The organism is Achromobacter spanius, assembly GCF_002812705.1.
GTDB lineage: Bacteria > Pseudomonadota > Gammaproteobacteria > Burkholderiales > Burkholderiaceae_B > Achromobacter > Achromobacter spanius.
In genome coordinates this window covers 1,584,607-1,598,586 of record NZ_CP025030.1, presented here as the reverse complement: position 1 = coordinate 1,598,586, position 13,980 = coordinate 1,584,607, and the positions used below count along the sequence as shown (strand labels likewise).

Genomic DNA, 13,980 nt, shown 5'->3' with positions numbered 1-13,980 from the left:
GCGAGCCGAAAGGCCGATGGGTGCCAAAGGGTGCAATACCCTTTGCGCCCTTGCACTGGGCCCACTGGCAAAAAAGCCGCTTATCGCCTGATCGCGATAAGCGGCTTTTTCATGGGCGCGGCATCCACTTAATTGGTGATCGCCGTCACCACGTACTTGCCATCCTTGCGCGTGGCCGTGAAACGGACCTTGTCGCCCGCCTTGATCTTGGCCAGCAGCGCCGGGTCCGCGTCATAGACCAGCGTCATGGCCGGCAGGTCCAGCGCCTTGATCTCATCATGCTTGATCGTCACCTTGCCCGCGGCCGGGTCGACGCGACGCACTTCGCCGCTGGCATCGGCCTGCTGCGCGAACGCCAGGGGCGTCGCCAGCGACACAACGGCCATCGCAGTGGCGACGGCCATGGGCATTGCATACTTACGGTCAAAAGCCATACAGGCATCCTCCATTGACACCGAAAGCCGCTCCGGGCAGCACCGCCCGGTCTACTTTCCACAGTGCTAGGATACCGTCGTTATGAAACAGTTCCTGCGGCAGAACGCAACAATCCTGACGGTTGATTGCGAACTGGCGCTGCGATCGGGGCATGCTTACTCCCCGACGCAACTCCCCTTCACCCAATCAGGACGTTCTATGGCCAACCGCTTATCAGTCATTGCCACCCGCACGGGAGACGACGGCACCACAGGATTGGGGGATGGATCCCGCACCTCCAAGGACGGCCCGCGTATCGCCGCGCTGGGCGACGTGGATGAGCTGAACAGCGTCCTCGGCGTGCTCTTGGCCGAGACCCTGCCGCCCGAGGTGTCCGTCGATCTGATAGCCATTCAGCATGACCTTTTCGACATGGGCGCTGAACTCTGCATCCCTGGACATACCGCGGTCAGCGACGCACAGGTCGCCCGCCTGGACGACCGGCTGGCGCACTACAACGCAACGCTCTCGCCACTGCGCGAATTCATCCTGCCCGGCGGCACAAGGGCGGCCGCGCAGGCACACGTGGCACGGACGGTATGCAGGCGGGCGGAGCGGGCGGTGGTGGCGCTGGCTGGGGTTGAAACAGTGAACCCGCCGGTCCGGCAGTATCTGAACCGGTTGTCCGACCTGATGTTTGTGCTGGCGCGACATATAAACCAGCATGAAGGTCAGAAGGATACGTTCTGGGCAAGCGCCCAGGCGCGCCAGTGAAGCGCCGCTACCGTCCCAAAAGGACCATCACGGCGCATCCCTGAAAGACGCACAACTGAATTGATCAAACATGGGTTTGATCAATTCACCCCAGCCGCATGCGCCTGCTCATCCGCATGATACGAAGACCGCACCATCGCGCCCACCGCCGCATGCGAGAACCCCATGGCATAAGCCTCGCGTTCAAACATCTTGAACGTGTCCGGGTGCACATACCGCAGCACGGGCAAATGATGCTCGGACGGCTGCAGATACTGTCCGATCGTCAGCATATCCACGCCATGCTCGCGCATATCGCGCATCACTTGCAGGATTTCCTCGTCCGTTTCGCCCAAACCCAGCATCAGGCCTGACTTGGTGGGCACTTCGGGGTGCAGCTTCTTGAATTCGGCCAGCAGCTTCAACGAGTGCATGTAGTCCGAGCCCGGGCGCGCCTGCTTGTACAAACGCGGCACGGTTTCCAGGTTGTGGTTCATCACATCCGGGGGGCCGGCGTTCAGGATGGTCAGCGCGCGGTCCAGGCGACCGCGGAAGTCGGGAACCAGCACTTCGATGCGGGTGGTGGGCGACAGTTCGCGGATGTGCGTGATGCAGTCCACGAAGTGGCCGGCGCCGCCGTCGCGCAGGTCGTCGCGGTCTACCGAGGTGATGACCACGTACGACAGTTTCATCGCGGCGATGGTGCGCGCGAGGTTCTCGGGTTCTTTGGTGTCCAGCGGGTCGGGGCGGCCATGGCCCACATCACAGAACGGGCAGCGGCGCGTGCACTTGTCGCCCATGATCATGAACGTGGCGGTGCCCTTGCCGAAGCATTCACCGATGTTCGGGCAAGAGGCTTCTTCGCAGACCGTGTGCAGATTGTGTTCGCGCAGGATGCGCTTGATGTCGTAGAAGCGCGAGCCGGGCGCGGCGGCCTTCACGCGGATCCACTCGGGCTTCTTCAGGCGTTCGGCCGGAACGATCTTGATGGGAATGCGTGCCGTCTTGGCCTGCGACTTCTGCTTTTGCGTCGGATCGTAGACGGCTTGCGCAGTGGCCGAGGCGGTGGCGGAAGCGGATGCAGCGGCGGATTCGTTCGGGGGAACAGCGGACTCGGCGAGCGTAGACATTGGGCACCTTCGCAACCGGCGCGCAGGACGGCCCGGTTTGAGACAAAAATGGCATTTTACCCTTCGCCGCTCCGGTGCGCCGCAGGGGGTACGGAGGGCTCCCTGCCCCAACGGATGAGGCAAGCCCCGCAGGAGCTCCGGACGGCTGCCGGCTTCAAAAGCCGACAAAGGCGCCGCAGGTGTTGCGGATAGCTTCCTGCCCCAACGGCCGAGGCCCCCCCAGGTGTCGCGGATACCTACCGACCTCATCGGATGGCACAGGCGCCGCAAGGGTCACGGATGCCCACCGGTCCCTCACGAGGCATGACCGGCTGGGTTATCGTCTTGCCTGACAAATTTGCTGAATTCCCTTCTTATGGCCCTCCTTCCCCCGCCGCGCCTTGTCGCCCTGATCGCCCCCCGCCTGGACGCCGGACCCGCCAGCCGCGCCATTCAAGCGTGTGCGCAGCGCCTGGCGCCCGAGGGCTACTTCCTGACGGCGGGCCCTTGGCATGACCCTGCCATGCTGCCGCAACTGGCCGCCCTGCAACCGGCCGCCGCGCTTGTCATCGGACCGCTGGACGAACCGGCCTTGCGGGCCGGCTTGGCGGCGCTGGAAATACCGGTGGTGGAAACCTGGAGTGCCTCCGCGCATCCGCTGGACACCGCCGTGGTCATCGACAACGAAGAGGCCGGCCGGGCGGCGGCGCGTCATCTGGCCGAAAAGCGCCATGCGCTGGTGGCCTGCATCAGCGCCGACAACCCATGGGAACGCGCACGACGCCAAGGCTTCATCAGCACGGCGGCAGCGTTGGGGCTGGATCGGGTGGCGGACATCGTGCAACCGGAAGTGCTGCAGATGAACGACGGCCGCATGGCATTCTTGCGCTTGCTGGCCACCAATACGATCTTTGACGCGGTATTTTGCACGTCGGACCTGCTGGCGGCCGCCGCGGTGTCGGAAGCCCACAACCGTGACCTGCACGTGCCGCAAGATCTGGCAGTCTTGGGATTTACGGACGACGGCAGCGCCGCGCAATGGGCGCAAGGGCTGACTACGTTGGGGGTAGACGCCGAAGACTTGGGCCGTCGGGCCGCGCAGGTGCTGCTGGACCGTTTACAAGGCGAGCTGGCAGCCGGCCAGCATCAAACCCTGGACGTAACATTCGAACCCCGCCTAAGCACGTAGGATGGGTGCAGCGCGAGAGAGCGGTCAAAAGAACTCCCCCGTAGATCGCGCGAAACCCATCAGACGAACGTGATGCTGTAGCGGGACGTCCCACAACAGGGACGTTGCTCAATGCCGCCGCAGCCGAACCTGGCAGCGCTTCTGGATTGCTTGATTGCGTTTTGGCGGAATCTGCCAGGACTCTGGCGCTGCTTGATGGGTTGCGCGCGATCTAATTTGGGGTTCTTTCAGCGGGTTGCTCGCGCTTCACCCATCCTACGTCGTACGGTCCTGCTTCCCGCGACTCATACCTCGTAGAGCGGGGGGAAGCCGCTGTCTTGCAAGAGCGTATTCGCTTCCTTCAAGAATGCTGGCGTGGCGGTTTCTGGTACCTGGACCAGCCATTGCACCGCTTCCTCTTTCTTGCCGCGCAGCAGCAATAGTCGGCCCAGATGGAACATGCCGCGAAAGTCGCCGCCCTCGGCGCAACGCTGGTAGCAGTCGAATGCGCGTTCCAGGTCTTGCTCGACTACCTCGCCCGCTTCATAAAACCGCCCGACCACGCCGATGGACTTCACATGGCCGGTCTGCGCCGCTTGCTGGTAAAGCGCCAGTGCAGCGGCCTTGTTTTGTGTGACGCCGCCGCGGCCGGCGCGCAGCATGTGCGCGTAGTTGTACATGCCCCAATCCAGGCCACGGTCGGCGGCCAGCCTGAACCAATACGCCGCAACGGTATCGTCGGCGGCGACGCCCCAGCCATTTTCATAGCAGCGGCCCACCATATTGATGGCCATCGGGTGATCGGCATGGGCGGCGCGCTTGAACCAGGCCAGCGCGGCGTCGGGCTGGCGCGCCACCCCCACGCCGTCCAGCAGCATCTGACCGTAAATGGTCTGTGCTTCGACCAATCCCAACTCGGCGGCAGCCCCAATCCATGCCGCGTAGGGTTCCGGCGGACCTTCGCGCAATTGGGCCAGTTGTTCCGGCGTGGTCGCGGCAACATCGGCGGCGGTATAAGCGGTCTTCAAAGCGGTCTTCAAGTCTGTTTTCAAAGCGCGCTCCTTGCGCGGCGCCAGGCGTCCGCCAGATTCCGCGCCAGCGCGTCACCCACGTCGGTCGGCAGGCGGTGCACGCCGCAGGCGGCCATGTCGACGGTTCGCAGCCCTTCGTAGCCGCAGGGGTTGATGCCCAGGAAAGGGGCCAGGTCCATGTCCACGTTCAGCGACACGCCATGATAGGCGCGCCCGTTGCGTATCTTGATGCCCAGCGCCGCGATCTTGGCGAGTTCGCCACTGTCGGGACCCAGATCGGGGTCGGGCACGTACACGCCCGGCGCGCCGGGCTTGCGACAGGCCCCGTCCACGCCATGCTGCGTGAGCGTGTCGATGACGGCGCCTTCCAGCAGCGTGACGTACTCCTTCACGTACATATCCACGCGGCGCAGGTCGAACAGCGCGTACGCCATGACTTGCCCGGGGCCGTGATAGGTCACCTGGCCGCCACGGTCGCAATGCACGATTGGGATGTTGCCGGGGTTCAGCACATGTTGCGGCAGGCCGGCCTGGCCTAGCGTGTAGACCGGCGCATGCTCGCAAAGCCAGATCTCGTCAGGCGTATCTGGGCCGCGCAGCGAGGTATACGCCTGCATGTCCTGCCAGACCGGCAGATAGTCCGCCGGCCGCGCGAGCCACTTGATCACGGCAATTCCGGTTTACAGAACGATGGACACCATTGGATGGCCGTGCAAGGCCTTGTACAGGTTGTCCAACTGCTCGCGCGAGGTGGCGCGCACGATGAACGTCAGGCCCATGTAGTTGCCGCCCTTGCTGGGCCGCATCTCGACCGTGGCGGCGTCAAAGCCGGGGTCGAATTGCAGCACGACGTCAGTCAGCGTCTGGGCGAATTCGGGATGCTGCTTGCCCATGACCTTGATGGGAAAGTCGCTGGGATATTCGATAAGCGATTCTTCGGGCGGAATATGCATGAGTGGACCCTAGGGAGGTGGTTGCCCCTGAATGTTCTTATATGGGGGCAAGCTGCGCACAGGCAAGACCGGCCGGAGGTCGGGCGGCTGTGGCAGCCGCCCGGTACAGCGGCTTACAGCGCGGCGATGCGGGCATCATAACCCGCTCGCAACTGCTCAAAAACAGGGCCGGGCTTGCCCGAACCCACCGGCTTTCCGTCCAAGGAAACAATCGCCAGCACTTCCTTGGTGGCGGAAGACAGCATCAATTCGTCGGCGGATTCCACCTCTTGCTGGGTGATGCGGCGCGACTCGAAGGGGATGCCCGCCGCTTCGGCCAGCTCGCCCATCAGGCCGTAGCGGATGCCTTCCAGGATCAGGTTGTTCTTGGGCGGCGCCAGCAGCTTGCCACCTGACACCACCCAGATGTTGGTGGACGAGCCTTCGGTCAGGTAGCCGTCGCGAAACTGCACGACTTCATCGGCGTTCGCATCCACCGCCTGCTGCTTGGCCAGCACGTTACCCAACAGCGACACAGACTTGATCTCGCAATGCAGCCAGCGTTCGTCGGGAATGCTGATGGCGGTCAGGCCCTGCGTGCGTTGCGCGGCGGGCGGTGGGGACCACGCCGAAATCATGCCAAACACGGTGGGCGTGACCGGCGTGGCCGGGAACTGGTGGTCGCGCTTGGCAACGCCGCGCGTGACCTGCAAGTACACGATGCAGGTGTCCAGCGTGGTGCGCGCCAGCAACTGCTCGATCAGGTCGACCCAGCCCGCGCGATCCATCGGCGGCGTGATGCGCAAGGCGGCCAGGCTGCGATCCAGGCGGTCAAGGTGCTCCGCCATGCGGAATGCCTTGCCCTGGTACACGGGAACGACTTCGTAGATGCCGTCGCCAAAAATAAAACCGCGGTCCAGGACGGAGACTTTCGCCTCGTCGACACGCAGGAACTCGCCGTTGAGATACACCTGGCTTTCGCCCGGCACGCCCGGAATCATGGGGTACTCCTGAAGGATCAAACGTCGCGGACAAACCCGATGGGCTTGCCTGAAAATGGAAAACGGGCGTTTCGCACGAAACGCCCGCTGCTAGCTTACACCCGCGCCCGTGGCGCGGCGCGATGCGCTTATTGGAACCAGCGCTTCACGGTGTCGACCATGCGGCCAAAGAAGCCCGCGCGTTCAACGGCATCCTGCACGACCAGCGGTTCGGTGCGCAGCACCTTGCCATCCAGCGTGAATTGCAGCGTGCCCACCTGTTGGCCCTTGGCCAGCGGCGCGATCAGCGGATCAGTGCGCTGCGCAACCGGCTTCAAATCACCGGCCTTGCCGCGCGGCACCGCAATCGACACGGGGTTCGGCGGACCCAGCTTGACGTTGTCGGCCGTGCCTTCCCAGACGCGCGCATCGATACCGGGTTGGCTCTTGTCGAACAGCTTCACGGTATCGAAGTTCTGGAAGCTCCAGTTCAAGAGCTTCAGGCTTTCTTCGGCGCGCGTGGCTTCGCTATCCGTGCCCACCACGACCACCAGGATGCGACGGTCGCCGCGCACGGCGGTCGACACCAGGCAGTAGCCGGCCGAGTCGGTGTGGCCGGTCTTCATGCCGTCCACCGACGGGTCGGCCCACAGCAGGCGGTTGCGGTTCGGCTGCGTGATCTTGTTGTACGTGTAGCTCTTCTGCTTGTAGTAGTGGAAGTAGTCGGGATGATCGGTGATCAGATGCGACGACAACGTGGCCAGGTCGCGCGTGGAGGTCACGTGCTGCGGATCCGGCAGACCGGTCGAGTTCATGAAGTGGGTGTTCTTCATGCCCAGGCGTTGGGCTTCCTGGTTCATCAGCGCGGCGAAGGCCGATTCGCTGCCGCCCACGGCTTCGGCCAGCGCCACGGAGGCGTCGTTGCCGGACTGCACGATCATGCCTTGATTCAGCTCGTCGACAGTCACCGGTTTGCGCGGTTCGATGAACATGCGCGAACCGCCCGTGCGCCAGGCGTGCTCGGACACGGGCACCGTCTGTTCCAGCGTCAGGCGCTTATCTTCCAGCGCGTTGAACACTACGTAGGCCGTCATGATCTTGGTCAGCGATGCCGGCTCGACCTTCGTGTCGGGGTTGGACGCGGCCAAGGTCTGGCCGCTGTTCACGTCGATCACGATCCATGCCTTGGCGGCGATGGTAGGCGCCGGAACCGCCGACACATCACCCACCGGCACCGCGCCCGAGGCCGTTGGCGCCGGTGCCGCCGTGCCGGCCGCGGCCGGTGTGGCGGCGGGCGCCTGTTGCGACCAGGCCGGCATCGAGGCCGCGAGCATCGCCGACAACACAGCGCCTGTGATCAGGCGACGGGTAAAGACAACGGGGGAGTGAACGGAATAAGGCAATTTCTTCATCGGCAACGTGGGTCCAAGGAAAGACGCCCGCCGGCGCGGGGCTGATGGCTGACAATTATAGGCAGGCGATTGGACCGGTCCGCTTCGCAGGGGGTTCCCGGTGCATTTAAATCATGCAACTTGATGCAACCTTGCGCGGCTGTGCTCAATCCAGCGCGACTTTCAAGCGCGCCTGCACCAACTGGCGCAGCACCAGCAGCTTGCCATGGAAGAAGTGGGATGCGCCCGGCACCACCACCACGGGAATCGAGCGCGGCCGCGCCCAATCCATCGCTTCGGACAACGGCACCACTTCGTCTTCTTCACCGTGAACCATCAGCGTGTCGTCCGGCACCTGCACTTCGTGCGACTGAAAGCGGTTGACCGCCGGCCCCAACAGCATCAGCGCGGACGGCAACGCCGCATCGCCCGCTTCGGCCAGCGCGGCGTAGGTTTGCGCGGCGACGGCGGTGCCGAACGAAAAGCCGGCCAGCACCCAGGGCGCATCGGCCAGTTCAGGATGCAGTTCGCGCATTTGCGCCACCACCGCCAGCATGTCCTGCGTTTCGCCCACCGACTTGTCGAACGCGCCTTCCGACTGCCCCACCCCACGGAAGTTGGGGCGCACCGCCACCAGGCCATGCTGCACGCAGGCGCGCGACACGGTCGTGACGACCTTGTTTTCGCGCGCACCGCCTTGCAGGGGATGCGGGTGCAGAACCAGGGCCCAGCCTCGCGGCGTGCCGGCAGGCCAGTCGACGGCGCAATCGATGCGGCCGGCGGCGCCGGTGAAGGCGTGGGTATCAGTGCGTGCGGACATGGATCAACTCAACGTGCGTAAAGAAAAAGGAAAAGCGGAAAACGCGGAAACGATGTTAATCGCCCGCTTTGGCGGCGGGCGTCATCGCGGCCGGCGTCCTCGTGGCGGGCGTCATCGTGGTGGCCAGCCATTGCGCCAACTGGTCGGCCGCCTCGTCGGTGGCTTGTCGCAACGCGGCCACGCCGCCCTCGGCATCCTGCGTGGGCGCGGGCGCCTGCACCAGGATGCGGGTTTGATCGACTACCGACCGGCCATTGACCAATACCGCTTGCAGCAAGATGCGCCCCTGGCTGGTCTGGCCGTCTTCCGAAAACACCTGCTCGAACTGCGACAGGGAAACCTGCAATTGCGGCGTCTGAAGATTGACGCGGTCAGCCAGAACGGGACCCTGACGCGACAGGCGGTCGGTAATGCGCTGGCGCACCAGCTCGGACGGCGCCGACGCCCAACGGTAGGTGGCATAGGCCTTGGGCGCGGCGCTGTCGCCCACCCGCCAGATCAGGCCGGTATCCGACAACGCGGGCGACGCCTGGAAAGTCAGCGCGATGGGAGCGCGTGCCGGCAAGGTAAGGGCTGGCCGGGCGTCCAGCCCCAGGTCGAAGACGGACGGCGGCGCGGGCACGCGGCCAATGCCGCAACCCGCAAGCGCCAGGGCCAACGTCAGGGTCAACGTCCGGGTCACCATCGAAACGGCGCTACGCATCTTCAGCATCTTCATTTGGGCTGTCTCCCGAAACCGGCGAACCCGGCTTCGCCGGGCCCAGGCGCAACAGGCGCCGGGCCGAACAAGAACGATTGCGGCGTGCTGTCGACACGGCGCAGGGTCACGGCCGCCCCGCGCGCGGCCGCGCTGACGTTGCCGGCCATGGTGGTCACGGCGGGCAAGGTCTCGCCATCCAGCCGCGCGGCGGCTAGCGCGATGTCGTTCAGGCTGCGCGTGGCCACTGACAAGGGGCCATCGGGCGCGTTCAGGCGTGCCACCGCCTGGCGAGCCTGCTGCGCCAGATCGGCAATCTCGCGCGCCGCGCGATCCGCCTGGCGCGAGGTGGTGTTCAGCGAATCCAGCAGCGGGCCCAGCTTGGCCATCGTGGGTGCCAGGTCGCGGGTGGCTTGCCGCAATGACTGCGTGATGTCGGTGGCGTTCTGCAGGCTGGCGGTCAGCGCTTGCACGTTTTGTTCGCTCAGCACGCGGCGCAGTTGCTCGGTGGCTTCTTCCACGTTGGAAATCAGCTTGCCGCCGCGTTGCTCGATGCGGTCAAGAAAGCCCGGGCGCAGCGGAATGGCGGCGGGATGTTCCGCCGTGGACGCCAGGCGCTTGAGCGAGGTGCCGTCGTCGCGCAGCTCGACGTTGGCCATGCCCGTCACGCCCTGCACGCCCAGTTCGGCCCAGGTCGACTCGGTAATCGGCGTGTTCGGGGCCACGCCGATGCGGATGCGCACCTGCCCCGGCTTGTTGGGGTTCAGCGCCAGCGACTGCACTTTGCCCACCGGCACGCCCTGGTAACGCACGGCCGATTGCGGGTTCAGGCCGCTGACGGCCGTGGCCGAGATGATTTCGTACGTTTGCAGCTGGGTCCGGTCCCGGCCGATCCAGACGGCCACCAGCACGGCGGCGGCCAGCAGGACCAGCGTGAAGATGCCGGCCATGAGCGCATGACTACGGTTTTCCATGATGCAATCCCTTCGGCGCCAGATCCCCAAGCGCGCGCAAGCCGCGTTCGCCCAGGAAGAACGTGTGAATGAACGGGTGATCGACCTTCAGTACTTCCGGCACCGTGTCGCACACGATCACCCGCTTGTCCGCCAGCACGGCCACACGGGTGGCCAGCGCCAGCAGCGTGTCCAGATCGTGCGTCACCATGACGACGGTAAATCCCAACTGCCGATGCAGGCTGCGCACCAGGTCCACGAATTCGTCCGAGCGCAGCGGGTCCAGGCCCGCCGTGGGCTCGTCCAGGAACAGCAATTCCGGGTCCAGCGACAAGGCGCGTGCCAGCGCCACCCGCTTGACCATGCCGCCGGACAGGTCCGACGGCCGCTTGTCGGCATCATTGGCCGTCAGCCCCACCATGGCCAGCCGGCACATGACGACGTCGCGCACCAGGTCTTCCGGCACCGTGCGCAGTTCGCGCAGCGGCAAGGCCACATTGTCGAACACGGACAAGGCCGAGAACAGCGCCCCCGCCTGAAACAGCATGCCCCACCGGTACGACAGGCGCCGGCGTTCGCCGGGCGTCAGGTCAAACAAGGAATGCCCCAGCACTTTCACGCTACCGGCGGCGGGCTGGTCCAGGCCGATGATCTGCCGCAGCAACACCGTCTTGCCCGTGCCCGAGCCGCCCACCAGCACCAGGATTTCGCCCGGGAAGACAGTCAGGTCAAGGTTGTCGTGCACCACATGGTCGCCAAAGGCGGTACGCAGGCCGCGCACCGTGATGACGGGTTCGACCGTGATGCTGTCATCGGTGAACAATCGATGTTGCAGGGCGCTGTTCATCAGATGCCCACCGAGCTGAAAATAATGGCGTACAGCGCATCCAGCAGTATCACGCCGGTAATCGACGTCACCACTGACGTTGTCGTGCCGCGCCCCAGGCTTTCGGTATTGGGCTGGATGCGCAGGCCGAAGTGGCAGGCGATCAGCGCAATCAGAATGCCGAAGGTCACGCCCTTCAGGATGCCGATCCAGTAATTGGTCAATGAGATGGCGTCGGGCAGTGACGCCAAAAACCACTGCGCCGACACGCCCAGCTGCACTTGCGCGGCCAGCATGCCGCCCAGGATCGCCATTGCGTCCGTCCACAGGACCAGCAGCGGCATGGTTACCGCCAAGGCCAGCACGCGCGGCAGAATCAGCCGTTGCCCATGCGAGATGCCCATGACACGCATGGCGTCCAGTTCCTGGGTGACCCGCATCACGCCAATCTGCGCGGTGATGGCCGAGCCCGACCGGCCCGCCACCAGAATGGCGGCCAGCACGGGCCCAAGCTCACGCACGATGGACACGCCCAGCAGCCGCACGATAAAGCGGTCGGCACCGATCATCTGCAACTGCTGCGCCGACAGATACGACAACACGACGCCGATCAGAAACCCCACCAGCGCCGTGATGCCCAGCGCCTGCGCCCCGGTTCGATACACCTGCGCCGAGATCTCGCGCCATGGCCCCAGGCGCGGACGGCGCAGCATGCTGCCCAGGTCCAGCATCAATTGACCCAGCATGATGAGCAGGGCCCGACCGTTCTCGGCGGCTTGGAAGATGGCGCCACCCAGGGCGCGAACCCAAGCCCAGGATTCGGGCTTGGACGGCGCCGCCTGGACCTCGCCCTTGTTCAGGGCCAGCGCATTGAACACATCCTGTTGGCCGGCCGACCAGCGCACGCGCTCGGGCAGCTTTTCGCCCCACGCTTGCCAGATGAGCAAGGCGCCGATGGTGTCCAGCCGGCTGATGCCATGCAAGTCCCAACGCACGCCCTCTTCAGCCGCCCGCGCCATTGCGGTGCGCCGGCGTTCGACTTCGCCGGCCTGGGCCAGGGCCAGGACGCTCCAGTCGCCCGCCACATGGCAAACTTTGCCGTCCTGACGGAAAGGCACGGCGGCGGACGCGGACGAAGCGGAATGCGGCATGTAGGCGAGGCACCGATGCAAAATGTATCGCCAATGATAAACGCTAGAGGGCTGAAAGACCGCGAGGGCGCGCCGCGTGCCCTACAATCGCCGCCATGCCCGATCACGTCTGCCCTATCGACCTGCCCGCGCCGGAAGCCCTGGCCCGGGAGCTAGGCTCGCGCCTGCCCGTATTCCAAGACATCGCCTGGACCGGCGACACCGGGTCGACCAACGCCGACCTGCTGGCGCGCGCCCGCTCGGGCACGGGGGCCGGTAAACCGTGGCTGCTGGGTTCCCACCTACAAAACGCCGGCCGTGGCCGCGCGGGGCGTCCCTGGCAAAACCAGTCTGGCGCCACGTTGATGTTTTCCTGCGCTTACGACGTCCATCTGCCTGCCGCGCAATTGCCCGCGCTGTCTCCCTTGGCCGGCGTGGCCGCCTGCGAGGCACTGCGCGCGGTGGCCGGCCCGCGTGCGCACGGCTTGTGCATGAAGTGGCCGAACGATGTGCAATGGCACGACGCCAAGCTGGCGGGCGTGCTGGTGGAAACCACCCGCAACCCGGGCGGCCGCGAAGCCGGCTACACCGTCGTCATCGGCATGGGCGTCAATCTGACCGACGCGGGCGAATTGTCTCGCGCGCTGGGCCGCGAGGTGGCCGACTGGACCCAGGTGCAAGCCGAATCAGGCCGCGTGGCCAGCGCCGCCGACCTGGTCTGCGCCAGCGCCACCGCCTGGCTGGAAGCCGTCCAGACCCTGGAACGCGAAGGCTTCGCCGCGTTCCGCCAGCGTTTCAACCAGGTCGACGCCTTGGCGGGCAGGCCGGTGAACGTGCTGGAGAAAGGCGATATCCTACTTAGCGGCACCGCCTGTGGCGTAGACGAACACGGGCGCCTGCTGGTGCAAACGCCCGAGGGCGCCACACCGATTTCGATCGGTGAAATTTCGATTCGACGCCAAGCATGATTATTCTCATCGACTCCGGCAACAGCCGTCTCAAGGTGGGTTGGCTGGACGCCAGCAACCCCGACATGCCCCGCGAACCGGCGGCTGTCGCCTTCGACGGCCTGGATCTGGATGCGCTGGACGGCTGGCTGGCCGCCCTGCCGCGCCGTCCCCTGCGCGCGCTGGGCGTGAACGTGGCGGGCGAGGCGCGCGGCACGGCCATCGCCGCGATCCTGCAAAAACATGGCTGCGCGGTGACCTGGTCGCTGTCGCAGGCGACCACGCTGGGGCTGGTCAACAGTTACCGCGTACCGACGCAATTGGGCGCTGACCGCTGGGCCTCACTGCTGGGCGTGCTGTCGCGCCTGCCGGGCGCGCATCCGCCCTTCGTGCTGGCCAGCTTCGGCACCGCCACCACCATCGACACCGTCGGCCCTGACAACGTTTTCGCGGGCGGCCTGATCCTGCCCGGCCCCGCCATGATGCGCAGCGCGCTGGCCCACGGCACCGCCAACCTGCCGATAGCCAATGGCCAGGTCGTGGCCTACCCCGTCGATACGCACGAAGCCATCGCCTCGGGCATCGCCGCGGCCCAAGCCGGCGCGGTGGTGCGCCAATGGCTGGCGGGCCGCCAGCGCTATGGACAGACTCCGCAGATCTACGCGGCGGGCGGCGGCTGGCCTGAAGTGCATCAAGAGATTGAACGCTTGCTGGCCGACGCCGGCGGCGCATTCGGCGCGGCCCACGTGCCGGTGTACCTGGATCACCCCGTCCTGGATGGCCTGGCCGCGGTCGCGCGCGCCACCCTGGACACCCACGCCTGAGCAAG

The 13,980-nt window shown here is 65.6% G+C and carries 16 protein-coding genes; 4 read left to right on the top strand and 12 right to left on the bottom strand.

Annotation, left to right across the window (positions count from 1 at the left end):
• Window positions 1-128: 128 nt before the first annotated feature.
• Window positions 129-434, bottom strand: a complete 306-nt coding sequence (locus tag CVS48_RS07235) for a copper-binding protein (protein WP_006216414.1) — start codon at window positions 432-434, stop codon at window positions 129-131.
• Between the two features lie 199 nt (window positions 435-633).
• Between CVS48_RS07235 and CVS48_RS07230 the strand changes: the two genes are divergently transcribed.
• Entirely contained in the window at window positions 634-1,188 is a 555-nt protein-coding gene (locus tag CVS48_RS07230) for a cob(I)yrinic acid a,c-diamide adenosyltransferase (protein ID WP_100857545.1), read from the top strand.
• A gap of 80 nt (window positions 1,189-1,268) precedes the next feature.
• Here the strand turns inward: CVS48_RS07230 and lipA are convergent, their stop codons facing one another.
• Window positions 1,269-2,297, bottom strand: coding sequence for a lipoyl synthase (gene lipA, locus CVS48_RS07225; RefSeq protein ID WP_100853855.1), 1,029 nt, complete (start codon window positions 2,295-2,297; stop codon window positions 1,269-1,271).
• 355 nt (window positions 2,298-2,652) lie between these two features.
• Between lipA and CVS48_RS07220 the strand changes: the two genes are divergently transcribed.
• On the top strand, window positions 2,653-3,465 hold the full coding sequence (locus CVS48_RS07220) for a substrate-binding domain-containing protein (protein ID WP_100853854.1): 813 nt from the start codon (window positions 2,653-2,655) through the stop codon (window positions 3,463-3,465).
• 284 nt (window positions 3,466-3,749) lie between these two features.
• Here CVS48_RS07220 and CVS48_RS07215 read toward each other — a convergent pair whose 3' ends face one another.
• The 10 genes from CVS48_RS07215 to CVS48_RS07170 form a co-directional block, all read right to left on the bottom strand.
• Window positions 3,750-4,472, bottom strand: coding sequence for a tetratricopeptide repeat protein (locus tag CVS48_RS07215; protein ID WP_100857544.1), 723 nt, complete (start codon window positions 4,470-4,472; stop codon window positions 3,750-3,752).
• 20 nt (window positions 4,473-4,492) lie between these two features.
• Complete coding sequence (gene lipB, locus CVS48_RS07210; protein ID WP_100853853.1) at window positions 4,493-5,143, bottom strand: lipoyl(octanoyl) transferase LipB; 651 nt, start codon at window positions 5,141-5,143, stop codon at window positions 4,493-4,495.
• Window positions 5,144-5,155: 12 nt separating this feature from the next.
• Window positions 5,156-5,428, bottom strand: a complete 273-nt coding sequence (locus CVS48_RS07205; RefSeq protein WP_006216435.1) for a YbeD family protein — start codon at window positions 5,426-5,428, stop codon at window positions 5,156-5,158.
• 113 nt (window positions 5,429-5,541) lie between these two features.
• The gene (locus CVS48_RS07200; protein WP_167400959.1) at window positions 5,542-6,408 is read right to left on the bottom strand and encodes a D-amino acid aminotransferase; all 867 of its coding nucleotides are present in this window, start codon (window positions 6,406-6,408) and stop codon (window positions 5,542-5,544) included.
• 128 nt (window positions 6,409-6,536) lie between these two features.
• The gene (locus CVS48_RS07195) at window positions 6,537-7,799 is read right to left on the bottom strand and encodes a D-alanyl-D-alanine carboxypeptidase family protein (RefSeq protein WP_100853851.1); all 1,263 of its coding nucleotides are present in this window, start codon (window positions 7,797-7,799) and stop codon (window positions 6,537-6,539) included.
• Window positions 7,800-7,944: 145 nt separating this feature from the next.
• Window positions 7,945-8,598 (bottom strand): alpha/beta hydrolase, encoded by a 654-nt coding sequence (locus CVS48_RS07190; RefSeq protein ID WP_100853850.1) that lies wholly within the window; start codon window positions 8,596-8,598, stop codon window positions 7,945-7,947.
• 55 nt (window positions 8,599-8,653) lie between these two features.
• Entirely contained in the window at window positions 8,654-9,310 is a 657-nt protein-coding gene (locus CVS48_RS07185; RefSeq protein WP_100857543.1) for an ABC-type transport auxiliary lipoprotein family protein, read from the bottom strand.
• Between the two features lie 2 nt (window positions 9,311-9,312).
• Window positions 9,313-10,269, bottom strand: a complete 957-nt coding sequence (locus CVS48_RS07180; RefSeq protein ID WP_172616206.1) for an MlaD family protein — start codon at window positions 10,267-10,269, stop codon at window positions 9,313-9,315.
• On the bottom strand, window positions 10,256-11,095 hold the full coding sequence (locus CVS48_RS07175) for an ABC transporter ATP-binding protein (protein ID WP_100853848.1): 840 nt from the start codon (window positions 11,093-11,095) through the stop codon (window positions 10,256-10,258). The genes CVS48_RS07180 and CVS48_RS07175 overlap by 14 nt, the downstream gene beginning before the upstream one ends.
• Complete coding sequence (locus CVS48_RS07170; protein ID WP_100853847.1) at window positions 11,095-12,225, bottom strand: MlaE family ABC transporter permease; 1,131 nt, start codon at window positions 12,223-12,225, stop codon at window positions 11,095-11,097. Before CVS48_RS07170 ends, CVS48_RS07175 begins: the two co-directional genes overlap by 1 nt.
• Before the next feature lie 95 nt (window positions 12,226-12,320).
• On the opposite strand from CVS48_RS07170, the gene CVS48_RS07165 reads away from it, so the two are divergent.
• Window positions 12,321-13,172, top strand: coding sequence for a biotin--[acetyl-CoA-carboxylase] ligase (locus tag CVS48_RS07165; protein WP_100853846.1), 852 nt, complete (start codon window positions 12,321-12,323; stop codon window positions 13,170-13,172).
• A complete protein-coding gene (locus CVS48_RS07160) occupies window positions 13,169-13,975 on the top strand; it encodes a type III pantothenate kinase (protein WP_100853845.1) in 807 nt (268 codons plus the stop codon). The genes CVS48_RS07165 and CVS48_RS07160 overlap by 4 nt, the downstream gene beginning before the upstream one ends.
• Window positions 13,976-13,980 lie beyond the last annotated feature (5 nt).